Origin of the sequence: Nocardia sp. CA-145437 (genome assembly GCF_050956485.1) — a bacterium.
Classification (GTDB): Bacteria; Actinomycetota; Actinomycetes; order Mycobacteriales; family Mycobacteriaceae; genus Nocardia.
On sequence record NZ_CP191204.1, the window covers coordinates 7,216,794 to 7,231,282 of the forward strand.

A 14,489-nucleotide genomic window follows, 5' to 3' on the forward strand; every position below is an offset into this window, starting at 1 on the left:
GGGCTCGGTCGCACGAGCCCTCTTCGTGTGTCCGCTCGACCGGCATGTCACCCGACCCCGGCACAACGAAAGGCCCACTGCGGTGCGAATATTCGGCCTCTCCATCATCGTCACCGTACTGTCGCTGATCGCGGCGCTGGTGTACGGCGGACCCACGGCCCTGGTGCTGTGCGCCATCCTGGGCATCCTCGAGGTGTCCCTATCCTTCGACAACGCGGTCATCAACGCCAGCATCCTGCAGCGGATGAGCGAGTTCTGGCAGCGCATCTTCCTGACCATCGGCGTAGTCATCGCCGTGTTCGGTATGCGCCTGGTGTTCCCGCTGGCCATCGTGTGGATCACGGCCGGGCTCAGCCCCGTTCGCGCGTTCGACCTGGCCATGAACCCGCCCGCCGACGGCGCGCTCACCTTCCCCGACGGCAGCGCCTCCTACGAGAAGCTGCTCACCGACGCGCACCCGCAGATCGCGGCCTTCGGTGGCGCGTTCCTGCTGCTGCTGTTCTTCAACTTCATCCTCGAGGAGCACGAGGTCACCTGGCTGGGCTGGATCGAACGCCCGCTGGCCAAGCTCGGCAAGCTGGACATGCTCGCGGTGGTGCTCACCCTGGCGGGCATCGTCATCGCCGCCGAGTTCATCGCCCATGACGACGACCGCGGCACCGTGCTGCTGGCCGGCATCCTCGGCACCATCACCTACATCGTGGTCGACGGACTCGGATCGCTCTTCCACGCCGAGGAACACGCGGGCGGCGAAGGCGGACCCTCCGAAGTCGTCAAGGCGACCGGCAAGGCGGCGTTCTTCCTGTTCCTGTACCTGGAAGTGCTCGACGCCTCGTTCTCCTTCGACGGCGTGATCGGCGCGTTCGCCATCACCTCCGACCCGATCCTGATCGCCCTCGGCCTCGGCCTGATCGGCGCCATGTTCGTCCGCTCGATCACCGTGTACCTGGTGCGCAAGGGCACCCTCTCGGAGTACGTGTACCTCGAGCACGGCGCGTTCTGGGCTATCGGCGCCCTGGCGGTCATCCTGCTCATCACCATCGGCGTGCACGTCAACGAGGTGATCAGCGGTCTGGTCGGCGTGGCGTTCATCGGCGCGGCGTTCATCACCAGCATCATTCGCAACCGGCGCGAGGAAGCGGAAGCCGACGATGCGGAACCCGAACTGGAGAAGTCGCCCAGCCTGAGCTGACCCACACACGAAACACGAAGCCCGCCGTCCGATTTCGGACGGCGGGCTTTTCTGTTCACGCCGGGCGTCACACCATGCGGCGCGGAACGGCCAGGTGCTTGGCGCGCCGCACCGACACCCGCGACCACAACACCTGTTGCAGGAGCAGGGTCAGCCAGCCCGCGATCGCCATGCCCACAATGTTCACCAGCAGCTGCGCGAGACTGCCCCAGACCGTCGCACCGTCGGCGATGGCCACACCGAGAGCGATATTGCCCGCGGCGGGCACCGTGGTCACCGAGATGAACACACCCGCCAGGCCGAGGGATTTCGCCGAGGTGATGGACAGCACGCCCGCCGCGCCCGCCACCACCGCCACGATGAACGACCACTTGTCGGGGGTGTAGATGAAGTGGGTCGCCGGGCGCGGCCCGGTCACCTGCGCGACCATGATCCAGCCCAGCGCGCGCCCGATCAGCGCCAGCACGATGGTCACGCCGATGGCCGCCACGAAGCCGAACACCAAGGTGCGCAGGGCCAGTCGCAACAGCACGAAGCGCCGCCGGACCAGGGCGACGCCCAGCGCCGCGATGGGGCCGAACTCCGGGCCGAGCACCATCGCGCCGACGGTCAGAATCTGGGAGTCGGTGACGATGGCGATGCTCGCGATGACGATGGCCAGCGTCAGGAAGCTGAGGTAGGTCCAGTTCAGTTCGGTTTCCTCGTAGGCCCGCTGCGCCACCTGCGCCCAGACCACGGAATCCGTACTGCTGCCCGGCGTCCGCACCTCGGCCTCGAAACCGCTGCGCGACAACCAGGTACCCACCTGATCGATCTCGATGCTGCCCTCCTGGTGCACGCGCATCGCGCGCAGCCGCGCCACCAGGTCGTTGGCGGCCTCGCGGGCGATCTGCGCGGTGATCAGGTCGCCGGGCGGACGCAGTGCCGCGCCGCGGACCAGGACCAGTCCGGTCACCGCGTCGTCGGTTTCCAGGACCTCGAGGATGTCGTCGGTCATGGCGGCCGGGGAGAGGATCCGCAGGTGCAGCATAGGCACAGTCTGCCGGGCGCAGCGCCCGGACCGGACGCTGGAAGCACGAAGCGGCCGGGATGTCACGGAAATCGCGCCCGCGACGCCCCGGCCGCCAGTGGATTCACACCCGCTGCGGCTGTGAGCCGACCGCGAGGTGGGGGCCCGCGGCGACCGGGCCCGGTTTCGGAACACGCTCCGGTTCGGGTGCTGCGGCGCGGCGGGAAGCGAGCACCAGGCCCAACAGCCCGACCGCCAGCCCGGCAATCGTCAACGGGCGCAACGGCTGACCGATGGCCAGCCACGCCATGACCGCGGTGACAGCCGGGATGGCGAAGAAGAAGCGGCTGACGCGGGTGGTGTCCCAGCGCTGCAGCATGGTGTTCAGCAGCAGGAACGCGCCGATGGAGTTCACCAGCACCATCCACACCATGGAACCGGCGAAGCGGGCGGGATCGGCGATGCTGAAATCGCCGCCCGCCCAAGCCATCGCGCCCGCGAACGGAGCGCTGACCGCGATGTGCAGCGCGGTGCCGGTGCGCGGATCGATCGCCGGGGTGAAGCGCTTCTGGTACACGGTGCCCAGGCTCAGGCCGAGCAGCCCGACCACGCACAGCAGCAGGCCCGGCAGCGAGAAGGCCGGCTGATCCAGCACCGCGAGGCCGACGCCCACCCCGCCCACGCCGAAGCCCAGCCACTGCCGCGCGCTCACGGATTCGCCCAGGGCCCCGGCGAATACCGCGATCACCACCGGGCTCAGGCCCTGGACCAGGGAGATCACCGCGGCGGTGACGTGCTCGTGCATGGCGGTGTAGAACGCGCCGAACTGGACCATCTGCATGAGCAGGCCCGCCACCAGGGTGTGGGCGAGCATCCGGCCGCGCGGCCAGACCGCACGGGTCAGCAGCGCGAACGCGATGAGCAGCGCGCCCGCGATGCCGAAGCGGGCGAAGAGCACCAGCATCGGCGGGGCCGCGCCGACGCCGATGATCCCGGCGATGAAGGCGCTGCTCCACATGAGGATCAGGGCCGGTGGGCCCGCCACGTCCAAGAGCCGGTTCTCCATGATCCCTCCAAGCGCTAACCCGTTCAGGTGGTTATCACCGTCGCAACGCGCCGCATAACCTGTCAAGGGGGTTATGATCGGGACATGTCATCGTTCGCCGACCCGCATCTGTTCGTCAGCGGCAATCTCGCGCTGAACTTCATCGGCACGGCACAGGAACGGCGCACCACCTTCATCGAACGCCTCACCAGCGCCGAAGACCTGGGCGAATGGACCGTCGCGGCCGGAATCCTCGACGCCGCGCCCGACTGCGCGGACGCCCTCGAACCCGCGCTCGGACTGCGTGAAGCGGCCTGGCGGCTCATGCAGGCCACCCTGCACGGCGAACCCCTCGAAGACGCCGACCGCAAGCTGCTCAACCGGCACGCCCACGCCGAGCCGCCCGAACTCACGCTGCGCGCGGACGGTTCGGTCACCCGCGGCGGGACCATCGAATCCGCGCTCACCGCCATCGCCCGCTCGGCCGTCGAACTACTCGGCGGCCCGGAACGCGAACGGCTCAAGGAATGCGGGCGAGACGCCTGCACCCGCCTCTACCTGGACACCTCACGCGGCGGTTCGCGCCGGTGGTGCGATATGGCGGTCTGCGGAAACCGAGCCAAGGGCAAGGCTTTCCGCGCCCGGAACGCCGATACGGAAGGGTGACCGCTCCGAGGCGGACACGAACACGAAGAAGAACACCAGCAGCAGCACCGCCCGGCCCCACACGCCGATCTGCACCAGATACTGCTCCACCTCGTACGGATGACCCGACCCGAGCTCGTAGAAGTAGCGGAAGACGCCGACGCCGATACACAGGTCCGCCAGCAGATACGCGATCACGAGGCTCCACGGCACCCGCAGCAGCACCAGGAACGGGATCAGCCACAGCGTGTACTGCGGCGAATGCACCTTGTGGAACAACAGGAATCCACACAGCATGGCGCCGCTGACCCCGATCCACGGATACACCCCCGCCAGCCGATACCGGCGCACCCCCAGCCAGCAGGCCAGCACGAACGACGCCACCACCAGCGTCGGCGAGAGCACCGACACCAGGTGCTGGAAGGCCGATTCCGACTCCTGCGACGGACCGAACAGCGGGCGCAATCCCCAATACCAGATGGAATTCGTGGTGATATCGGCCTGCCGCAATTGCTGGAACGTGATCGACGCACGCCAGCCGTCGTAACCCGCGAGCGCGAACGGCAGATTGATCGCGACCACCGTGCCGATCGCGGTCGCGGCCACCATCAGCGCACCGCGCACATCGAATCGCTTCTCCCGCAAGGGATATTCACCGAGCAGCACATAGATCAGCAACGGCAGCACGAAGATGCCCGGATACAATTTGAAACAGAAGCCGATCGCCAGGAACACCGCCGCCGCGATCGCGCGATCCCGCAGCGAATACCGGGTCAGCGTCGTCATCACATAGAACGCGGCGACCGCGGTCGCGACCACCGGCAGTTCCCAATTGTGAAAGGCGTAGAGCACCAAGGGCGGTGCGGCCGCCCACAACAACGCCGCCGGACCGGCCATCCGGGCCAGCAGGTAGGCGGTCAACAAGGCGAACGGGGCCAGCAGCAGCGCCGAATGCCACAGGAAGGCCGCGTCGGTGTGCGCGCCGATTCCGCCGATCCACATGAACAGGCCGCTGAGCACCGGATACTCCACCGCGCCGCCGGTCAGCTGACCGTCCGGGGTGATGCCGCCGGTTATATACGGAAAGACGTGGTGATCGATGCCGCGCCCCAGCCACAAGTACTGGATGTCGGAATAACAGACATCCGAATCCTTGATCACGTCGAAGAGCACGCTGCGCCCGGATTCGTCGTACGGGCCGACCGCGCAGCGCGCCTTGTTCACGAACGCGATCAGCAAGGTGAGCCCGCACACCAGCGTCGAGACGACCGCGATCATCGACCCGCGCGCATCGCGACGGCGGGGAGCGGCCGCAACGCTGACGACCGGTCGATTCGGCATGGGCATCACCCTAGGTGGCTGGTCGGCGAGTTCGCCTGTTCAAAATCTGGACTGGCCCGATTTCGCAGGCCACGCCTTGGTTATCTACCCCGGATCCGACGCCGTGAACGCCGTCCGGACCCCTTTTCTGTTCGTCGCGGCCGCTCATGTAGCCTTGTCGGGTTGCTGACGCAACGAACCCTCCTGCCCACGGACAGTCCGTGGGCCGTTCACAGTCCACAGGAGGTGATGAGGTCCGTGCGTCATTATGAAGTGATGGTTATTCTCGATCCAGCGATGGATGAGCGCACCGTCGGCCCGAACCTGAACAACATGTTGGGTGTTGTCGGGTCCGAGGGCGGCAAGGTCGACAACGTCGACATCTGGGGTCGCCGTCGTCTCGCCTACGAGATCGCCAAGCAGGCCGAGGGCATCTACGCGGTCGTCACCCTGACCGCCAAGTCCGAGACCGTCAGCGAACTCGATCGCCAGCTGGGCCTGAACGAGTCGGTGCTGCGCACCAAGGTGCTGCGCCTCGACAAGAAGTAAGACCAGTCCTCCCGCGACGTCGCTCGTAACCGTCGGTGCCGATCTCTAGGCTGACCGGTGAACGCGAGCGCATTGCGGACTGCACCGGAAAGCAGGAGGAACCATGGCCCAGGGCGACACGGTCATCACCGTCATCGGCAATTTGACGGCTGACCCCGAGCTTCGATTCACGCCCGCGGGAGCGGCCGTCGCGAACTTCACGGTCGCGTCGACTCCCCGTGTGTTCGACCGTAATACCAATGAATGGAAAGACGGCGAAGCGCTTTTCTTGCGCTGCAACATCTGGCGTGAAGCTGCGGAGAACGTTGCCGAGAGCCTGACCCGTGGCTCGCGAGTGATCGTGAGCGGACGACTGAAGCAGCGCTCCTACGAAACCCGCGAGGGTGAGAAGCGCACGGTCGTCGAACTCGAAGTCGACGAGGTGGGTCCCTCCCTGCGGTACGCGACCGCGAAAGTCAACAAGACCACCCGTGGCGGTGGTGGCGGCGGCTTCGGCGGTGGCGGACAGGGAGGCGGCGGCCAGCAAAGCGGCGGCGGCTTCTCCGGTGGTGGCAGTGGTGGGGGTCGTGGCGGCCAGAGCGCCGGCGACGACCCGTGGGGCAGTGCCCCCGCGGCCGGCTCCTTCGGGGGCGGGCCCATGGACGACGAACCGCCGTTCTAGACAACGGCTTTCCCCGGAATCCGCTTCGGCGAGATTCCCAAAATTACGGAGTTGAAAGACCATGGCCAAAGCACCGGCACGCGAAAAGGTGCTGAAGAAGAAGGCTTGCACCTTCTGCAAGGAAGACAAGGCCGGCAAGAAGAACAACACGGCCGGCGCGAAGATCGACTACAAGGACACCGCGCTGCTGCGCAAGTACGTGTCCGACCGTGGCAAGATCCGCGCGCGCCGGGTGACGGGCAACTGCGTCCAGCACCAGCGCGATATCGCTGTCGCCGTGAAGAACTCGCGTGAGGTCGCTCTGCTGCCTTACGTGTCCACCGCTCGCTGAGAAAGGAAGACACAGCTATGAAGCTCATCCTCACCGCTGATGTCGACAACCTCGGTGCGCCCGGCGACACCGTGGAAGTCAAGGACGGCTACGGCCGTAACTTCCTGCTCCCGCGCGGCCTGGCGATTGTCGCCACCCGTGGCGCGGAGAAGCAGGTCGAGGGCATTCGCCGGGCACAGGATGCCCGCCGCGTGCGCGACCTGGACCACGCCAACGAGCTGAAGCAGGCCATCGAGGGCCTGACCGGCGTGTCGCTCGCGGTCAAGACCGCCGGCACCGGCAAGCTCTTCGGTTCGGTCACCGCGGCCGACGTCGCCTCGGCGATCAAGACCGCCGGCGGCCCGGTCGTCGACAAGCGCAGCATCGAGCTGCCGAAGGCCCACATCAAGAGCACCGGCAAGCACGGTGTCGTGGTGCATCTGCACCCGGATGTGGTCGCCAAGGTCGACCTGCAGGTCACTGCCGCCGAGTAATTCGGTTGATCGGAGGCCGCCTCACCCGTGGGGGCGGCCTCCGATTTCTTTGTTTGCTCAGGAATCGCCAGATTTCGGATCGGTTGTGGATTGCCCAGCAAACCAACCGTTTTCGTTGTGTGACCGGCCACACCCGCGTGACCGTTCGTTTACCCAACACGCCCGGCCGTTGCCGTCCAGCGACACGCCGCACGAAATTGATCCACAGTTGCGAACAGTGAGAATTCCGCCACTACCAGCGCTTTGAGCAGCGACATCGACTGTTGTCCCCAAGTTTTCCACAGGGGGTGCACAACGGGCGGTGAACAATACCCACGTTATCCACAGGTGTGTACACAGCTCGGTTTGGCGGGTCACCGCCCGGTCGCCTAGGTTCGCCTTCGAGGTCGTGACCACGGCTCGAGCGTGGCGGTCCCAACATGTCGGTGCGCTGGCGTACAACGGGTCTTGCACGCCGTTGCGGCGCGAGCAGAGAGGACGGTCGAGCCCATGGCAGTCGTCGACGATCGCGGCCACGACGATCACGGGCCCGCCGACTATCCCGACGCTCCCGGTGAGGATTTCGGCCGTCAGCCGCCTCACGACATGGCGGCGGAACAGTCCGTTCTCGGCGGCATGCTGCTGTCCAAGGACGCCATCGCCGACGTCGTCGAAGTCATCCGCCCCGGCGACTTCTACCGCCCCGCGCACCAGGCCGTCTACGACGCCATCCTCGACCTCTACGGCCGCGGCGAACCCGCCGACCCGGTCACCGTCGCCGCCACCCTGGACCGCAAGGGCGAACTCAAACGCATCGGCGGCGCACCGTATCTCGTCACCCTGACCCAAACGGTCCCCACCGCCGCCAACGCCGGCTACTACGCCGAGATCGTCGCGGAGAAGTCGGTGCTGCGCCGCCTCGTCGAAGCGGGCACCCGCATCGTCCAGTACGGCTACGCGGGCGCCGACGGCCAGGACGTGGCCGAGGTCGTGGACCGCGCCCAGGCCGAGCTCTACGACGTCACCGAACGCCGCTCCAGCGAGGACTTCGCCCCCCTCACCGACATCCTCCAGCCCACGATGGACGAACTCGACTCCATCGCCTCCCGAGGCGGCATCTCCCTCGGCGTCCCCACCGGCTTCACCGAACTCGACGAGATCACCAACGGCCTCCACCCCGGCCAGATGGTCATCGTCGCGGCTCGACCCGGCGTCGGAAAGGCTCTCGCGCTCGATACCCCGCTGCCCACACCGGGCGGCTGGACCTTTATGGGCGAGGTCAAGGTCGGCGACGAGTTGCTGGACGCGCAGGGCCGACCCACACGTGTGGTTGCCGCCACCGAAGTGATGCTGGACCGCCCTTGCTACGAGGTCGAATTCTCGGACGGCACAGTCATAGTCGCGGACGAACAGCACCAGTGGCTCACCGAGACACGATCCTCGCGCCGGTCGGCGCAGCAGGCCGCCACCGGCCAGAACCGGTGTCGGAATCAGACGACCTTCGCGGAAGTACGGACGACTGCCGAAATCGCGGCCACTGTGCGCTGCAAGACCGCCGATCGACGGCTCAACCACTCGGTGGTCAACACCGAGGCACTGCAATTGCCCGAGCGCGAGCTGCTCTTGCCCCCATACACATTGGGTGCTTGGCTCGGCGACGGTAGTTCGGCGTGTGCGCAGCTGACCACAGCCGACCCCGAGATCGTGTATCGGATCGAGAACGAGGGCATCGTGGCGACGCACTCGGATTCCGCACCGCTGCGCTACAGCCTCCGGCTACCCGAGGACGCGCCGATCGAGCCGCGCGACTGCATCGTCTGCGGTACGGAGTTCATCCCATTCACCAGTGAGGTCCGCACCTGCGGCCGATCCTGCGGTGGTAAAGCTCGTTTCGTCTCCGGTCCGGCACCCAGCCCGACCTGCCCGCAGTGCGGCGGCCCGTCCATCGGGCTGCGTCTGTGCCAGTCCTGCCGCAATTCCGTCGGAAGTGTGCAGGCTCGTCTGCGCACCATCGGGGTGCTCAACGACAAGCACATTCCTGCCGAGTACCTGCGCGCTTCCGAGACACAACGACGCGCCCTGCTCGCCGGCCTGCTCGACACCGACGGGACCGTCACCAAGGGCGGCTCGGTCCAGTTCGCAGTGACCAACGAGCAGCTTGCCCGGGATACCGAAGAGCTGATCGTGAGCCTCGGCTACCGCTGCCAGCTGTCGACCAAGCGAGTCCGAGGCCGTACCGAAGCGAGTTCGACCGCCTACACCCTGACCTTCGCCACCGAGGACGAGGTCTTCGGGCTGAGCCGAAAAGAGCTGCTGCACAAGCAACGACGTGGCGCGGCCAATACATCGCGCTCCAGCTCGCGCTTCATCGTGGACATCCGTCCGATCGCATCGGTCCCGGTCCGCTGCGTGGAGGTGGACAACGCGGATCACCTCTACCTCGCGAGCCGAGCGATGATCCCGACTCACAATTCCACCCTGGGCATGGATTTCATGCGCAGCTGCTCCATCAAGCACGGCATGGCCAGCGTCATCTTCTCCCTGGAAATGAGCCGCACCGAAATCGTCATGCGCCTCCTATCCGCGGAGGCGAAAATCAAACTGGGCGATATGCGTTCGGGGCGGATGAGCGACGACGACTGGACCAAGCTGGCGCGGCGCATGAGCGAGATCAGCGAAGCGCCGCTGTTCGTTGATGATTCGCCGAACCTGACGATGATGGAAATTCGAGCGAAGGCTCGACGACTGAAGCAAAGGCACGACCTTCGCCTCATCGTTGTGGACTACCTCCAGCTGATGAGCTCCGGTAAGAAGGTCGAATCCCGACAGCAGGAAGTCTCCGAGTTCTCCCGAAGCCTCAAGCTGATGGCGAAGGAGCTCGAGGTCCCAGTGATCGCGATTTCGCAGCTCAACCGTGGTCCGGAACAGCGAACCGACAAGCGCCCCATGGTCTCCGATCTTCGCGAATCGGGCTCGCTAGAACAGGACGCCGACATGGTTATCCTGCTTCACCGACCCGACGCTTTCGAACGCGACGACCCTCGCGGCGGTGAAGCGGACCTCATTCTGGGCAAACACCGAAACGGCCCCACCGCAACCATCACGGTCGCACACCAGCTGCACCTCAGCCGATTCGTCGATATGGCCCGCGGATAGGTCGATCTGTACCCGTCGCGGGTATCGGCGCGGTCCTGTTCGTGGTGTTGGCGGTGCTGGCGGTCATGGAGCTGCGGCAGGCTCCGCCCACCGGTGCGGTTTGAGCGATTGTCGGCCGGTGGGGGCGGGTGCGGCGTTACCGTCGATTCATGACCCGGAGTGGGCGACGGCGTGGCCGGATCGCACAGGTGGGAGCGGTGGTCGGCGTGGTCGCGCTGATCGCCGCCGGGTGCGGGAGCGGCGGGGGCGGGTCGGGGCCGCAGGATGCCGGGAGCTGGCCGCCCGCGGGTGGGCGTGGGGCGTGCGCGGTGGACAAGCGGGAGAACGTGCCCGCGACCATGCGGGACGGGGTGGTGTTGAAGGCCGATGTGTATCGGCCGAAGACCGGTGTTGCGGTGCCGGTGGTGCTGATGCGGACGCAGTACGGGAAGGCGGCGGCGCAGATCCAGCCGTACCGGTATCGGACGCCAGAGTGGTTCGCTTCGCACTGCTATCTCGTTGTGGTGCAGGATATTCGCGGCCAGGGTCAGTCGGCGGGGGTGTTCACCGAATTCGGGAACGACATGACCGACGGCTACGACTCGGTGGAGTGGGCGGCCGCGCTGCCGGGGACGAATGGCAAGGTCGGGATGTACGGGTCGTCCTATGTCGGTGCGACGCAATGGCTTGCCGCGATCAGCACGCCGCCGCATCTGACCACGATCGTTCCGGCCAATACCGCCTCGGATTACTACGACGGGTGGACTTACGAGGGCGGGGCGTTCCGGTTGGGGTTCGTGGAGCCGTGGGCCATGGAGACGATCGGGGCGAGCGCGGCCGTGAATCGCGGCGATACCGGCACCGCCAAGCAGCTGGCGGCCGACGGCACGAACTACACCCGGTGGCTGGGTTTCCGCCCGTATCAACAGTTTCCGCCGCTGCACCCCGGGGATCCGGTGATCGCGCCGTGGTTCTACGACTGGGTGCGGCATTCGACCCGCGACGACTATTGGAAGCAGTGGAGCATTCGGGACAGGTACGCGAATGTCACAGTCCCCGTCCTGAATTTCGAGGGCTGGTACGACGCGTTCCTGGCCGGCGGGGTGGAGAACTTCACGGGGATGGTGGCCGGGGGCGGTTCGCCGGAGGCGCGGGCCGGGCAGCGATTGGTGCTGGGGCCCTGGGATCACCTGGGATGGGGTCGCCCCGGAAGCGGGGTGACGACGCCTCTGCTGGCCGCGACCGGGGCGGCGGGCGACAGTCCGATCAATGAACTGATGCTGGCCTGGTTCGACCATTTCCTGAAGGGGAAGGACAACAAGGTTTCCGGGCAGCCGGTGGTCGACTATTTCGTGATGGGCGCGAACAGGTGGAAGTCGGCGTCGGCGTGGCCGTTGCCGAATACCCGCTGGACCACCTATTACCTGTCCGGGAATGGCGGCAATTCGATGCTGGGGCGGACGGGCGCGCTGGCCGCCGAGGCGCCGAAGGATCCGCAGCAGCCGGATCGGTTCGAGTACGACCCGTTGAATCCGGTGCCGAGCGCGGGCGGGCATTCGTGTTGCGGGGCGTCGTCGGGGCCGCAGGGGCCGGTGGATCAGTTCGTGGTGGAGCAGCGGTCGGATGTGCTCACCTATACGACCGCGCCGATGCCGGGAGATACGGAGATCACCGGTCCGGTTCGAATGACGTTGTGGGCGGCCTCGAGTGCACCGGATACCGATTTCACGGCGAAGCTGGTGGCGGTGGCGCCGGACGGGTCCACGGTGAACCTCAACAATGGGATCATTCGGGCGGCGTTCCGGGATTCGCTGGAGCATCCGACGCCGATCGTGCCGGGGCAGCCGTACCGGTACTCGATCGATATCTGGCCGACTAGTTATCTGGTGAAAGCGGGATACAAGATCCGGGTGGAGGTCTCGAGCAGCGATTTCCCGCAGTTCGCGCCGAATCCGAATACCGGTGATCCGTTCGGGGAGAACACGAATACGCAGGTCGCGACGCAGACCGTCTATCACGACCCGGAGCATCCGTCGGCGCTGGTGCTGCCGATCATTCCGGCGGGCGACGCGGGAAGTTCGCGATTCCCGACCGAGCATTGAAGACCGTGGCCGGGCTTCCCGTGAGTTGTCCGCCCCGTGGGAAGCGCCGGCCGCTTACATAATAGTCGCGGCCCGGAAGTTTCCCGACATGGCCGGGCCGGGGTTAGTGTCGCGAGGTGGGATTCGAGGTACGGGTCGATATCGCGGGTGCGGTCGAGATCGTCGGTGCGGCCGCCGGGTTCGGCTGGCGTTGGGGTTCCGGGAATGTCGCGGAATTCGCCCGACTGGTCGGTTGGACCGGCCCACAACCGGTCGGCACTCTCCGCAACGGTCCGGTCTTCTCGCGCACCGGCCTGCCGGTGTGGTGGGACTCGGCCATGTTCTGGGGCAGTGACCGCGGCCTGGACCATGTCCGCGTGGCCATCTCCGACTGCCCGGATCCCGCCGACCCCCGCAGCCGGGACCTGCTCACCGCCGCCATGGCCCGCGCCGCAGCGGAGTTCACCACCCGCTGGGGCGATCCGGAGACCACCGCCGCGGGTCCCGCCGAGGGCCTGGCCTGGCGTTTCCCGAATGTCTTCGCGGGTCTGACGATCGGCGCGGACACCGTGGACCTGCTGCTGGTGAATCCGACCGCGCAACGGTATTGGATGGAGCGCCGCCACGAGGCCGCCCGCCGCCGCGCCGCCGCGGGCCCCTGGATCCGGTTCGCCGAGAGCCTGGCGGGATTCCTGGAGACGCTGCCGGTCGACGGGCGACTGCTGGTGACCGCGCCCGGTGGGCGTTTCGTGCAGTTCGAGGCCGGGCCGGAGCAGCTGGCGGGGGAGTTGGCCCGCAGCGAATTCATCGATCCCGCCTGGTATTACGGCCCCGAACTGGAACGACAGCTGATCGCGCTGGGCTGGACGCCGCCTCGCGAGGGCAATTGGACGCGCGGCCTCTCCCGGCGCGCGGGCACCGTCGCCATGAGCGGGCTCGCTCTGCGCACCACCGACACGCTGCGCGCGGTCGGGGTCGCCGCGCCGACCGAACTGGTGGCCGACGCCTGGGTGGAGGGCGGCACCGATCTGGAGGTGAGCACGCTCGGCATTCCGCCGCACCCGACCTCCCGCACCCAGCGCGCGGACTTCCTGCGCCGCCACGCCGTCTCCGAATTCGATGCCGGGCCGCTGCGCGTGGATGTGCCCGCCGGCGTCGAGATCGCGCGTGCCGCCCGCGCCTTCGCGTGGACCTGGACCCGCGCCGACCTGGACGGGTTCGCCGCCGTCGTGGGCTGGAAACCGGTGCACGACACCGATGTCGGGGAGCGCACGGTGTGGGCCGACACCGAGCTCCACGTGGACGATCCGCGCGCCCGCTTCTGCTTCGACGGTGACCGGCTCGAGGCGGTCTGCGTCACGCTCAGCGACAGCATCGAATCCTTCCTCTACGACGAGGGCCTGCCCGCCGAGGTCGCGGCGCAGCGCACCGCCGCCCAGGCTCGTGCGCTGGACGGGTTCCGCGCCGAATTCGGGGCGCCCCGGCACGCGGTGCTGGGCCAGGCGTACGGACCGGCCTGGCCGGAGGGCCGCCTCACCCTGGGCCTGGTTCCGGAGGCCGACACGGTGGAGCTGTACCTGGTGCGGCCGGGCGAACGCGACCGCCGCCTCATCATCGAGCAGCAGCGGGCCGCGCATCGCGCGCACGATCGCGAATGGGAGCAGTGCTACGAGGAATTGGCCGCTCTCATCACCGATCTGGCGGACTCCGGCCAGCTCACCGTGGATGCCGGAGACCCGCATCGGGCCCGGGTCGACCGGGACGGCGACCTGCTGCGCCTGGAACTCGCCACCGCCACCGCCCGCGAACTGTCGCCGCGCGTCTTGAAGTTCATGCTGCGCGACGGCTGGCAGCATCCCGATCACCGCTATCCGCTGTGGCACATCGACCTTCACCTGCCCGCGCTGCCCCGGGACCTGCGCCGCCTGGCCCGGCTGGCGATCCTGCCGCTGCGCACCCTGATGCCGCCGCAGGCCCGGTTGCGGGTGCTGTTGAACGGCGAGTACCTGCCGGTTCGGGCCCCGTCGACGGGCGCGATCGGGGCACTGCCGACGGAGGCCTAGAGTCGA

Annotated in this window: 12 protein-coding genes; 9 read left to right on the top strand and 3 right to left on the bottom strand. The window is 67.3% G+C overall.

The annotated features are described in order from the left end of the window. Window positions 1-82 precede the first annotated feature (82 nt). Window positions 83-1,192 carry a DUF475 domain-containing protein gene (locus tag ACQPYY_RS33400; protein ID WP_433592202.1) on the top strand — a complete coding sequence of 370 codons (1,110 nt, stop codon included), beginning with the start codon at window positions 83-85 and terminating at the stop codon, window positions 1,190-1,192. 67 nt (window positions 1,193-1,259) lie between these two features. Here ACQPYY_RS33400 and ACQPYY_RS33405 read toward each other — a convergent pair whose 3' ends face one another. Next, window positions 1,260-2,222 carry a DUF389 domain-containing protein gene (locus ACQPYY_RS33405; RefSeq protein WP_433592203.1) on the bottom strand — a complete coding sequence of 321 codons (963 nt, stop codon included), beginning with the start codon at window positions 2,220-2,222 and terminating at the stop codon, window positions 1,260-1,262. Between the two features lie 103 nt (window positions 2,223-2,325). Then, window positions 2,326-3,267: a DMT family transporter gene (locus ACQPYY_RS33410; protein WP_433592204.1), complete on the bottom strand. Its 942-nt coding sequence runs from the start codon at window positions 3,265-3,267 to the stop codon at window positions 2,326-2,328. A gap of 84 nt (window positions 3,268-3,351) precedes the next feature. On the opposite strand from ACQPYY_RS33410, the gene ACQPYY_RS33415 reads away from it, so the two are divergent. Further along, entirely contained in the window at window positions 3,352-3,912 is a 561-nt protein-coding gene (locus ACQPYY_RS33415) for a CGNR zinc finger domain-containing protein (RefSeq protein WP_433592205.1), read from the top strand. On the opposite strand, the gene ACQPYY_RS33420 is transcribed toward ACQPYY_RS33415, so the two are convergent. Next, window positions 3,814-5,232: a hypothetical protein gene (locus ACQPYY_RS33420; protein ID WP_433592206.1), complete on the bottom strand. Its 1,419-nt coding sequence runs from the start codon at window positions 5,230-5,232 to the stop codon at window positions 3,814-3,816. The two genes, ACQPYY_RS33415 and ACQPYY_RS33420, sit on opposite strands and share 99 nt — an antisense overlap. A gap of 237 nt (window positions 5,233-5,469) precedes the next feature. Here ACQPYY_RS33420 and rpsF point away from each other — a divergent pair, with 237 nt between their 5' ends. The 7 genes from rpsF to ACQPYY_RS33455 all read left to right on the top strand — a co-directional run bounded on the left by rpsF (window position 5,470) and on the right by ACQPYY_RS33455 (window position 14,483). Then, entirely contained in the window at window positions 5,470-5,760 is a 291-nt protein-coding gene (gene rpsF, locus ACQPYY_RS33425; protein WP_357274669.1) for a 30S ribosomal protein S6, read from the top strand. A 103-nt stretch (window positions 5,761-5,863) separates the two neighbouring features. Further along, the gene (locus tag ACQPYY_RS33430; RefSeq protein WP_379102750.1) at window positions 5,864-6,421 is read left to right on the top strand and encodes a single-stranded DNA-binding protein; all 558 of its coding nucleotides are present in this window, start codon (window positions 5,864-5,866) and stop codon (window positions 6,419-6,421) included. Window positions 6,422-6,482: 61 nt separating this feature from the next. Beyond that, window positions 6,483-6,752: a 30S ribosomal protein S18 gene (gene rpsR / locus ACQPYY_RS33435; protein ID WP_040814320.1), complete on the top strand. Its 270-nt coding sequence runs from the start codon at window positions 6,483-6,485 to the stop codon at window positions 6,750-6,752. Between the two features lie 17 nt (window positions 6,753-6,769). Beyond that, window positions 6,770-7,225: a 50S ribosomal protein L9 gene (gene rplI / locus ACQPYY_RS33440; protein WP_357274672.1), complete on the top strand. Its 456-nt coding sequence runs from the start codon at window positions 6,770-6,772 to the stop codon at window positions 7,223-7,225. A gap of 489 nt (window positions 7,226-7,714) precedes the next feature. Continuing rightward, window positions 7,715-10,360, top strand: coding sequence for a replicative DNA helicase (dnaB, locus tag ACQPYY_RS33445; RefSeq protein WP_433592207.1), 2,646 nt, complete (start codon window positions 7,715-7,717; stop codon window positions 10,358-10,360). A 149-nt stretch (window positions 10,361-10,509) separates the two neighbouring features. Continuing rightward, window positions 10,510-12,441, top strand: coding sequence for a CocE/NonD family hydrolase (locus ACQPYY_RS33450; RefSeq protein ID WP_433592208.1), 1,932 nt, complete (start codon window positions 10,510-10,512; stop codon window positions 12,439-12,441). A gap of 116 nt (window positions 12,442-12,557) precedes the next feature. Further along, on the top strand, window positions 12,558-14,483 hold the full coding sequence (locus ACQPYY_RS33455) for a DUF6301 family protein (RefSeq protein ID WP_433592209.1): 1,926 nt from the start codon (window positions 12,558-12,560) through the stop codon (window positions 14,481-14,483). Window positions 14,484-14,489: the final 6 nt, after the last annotated feature.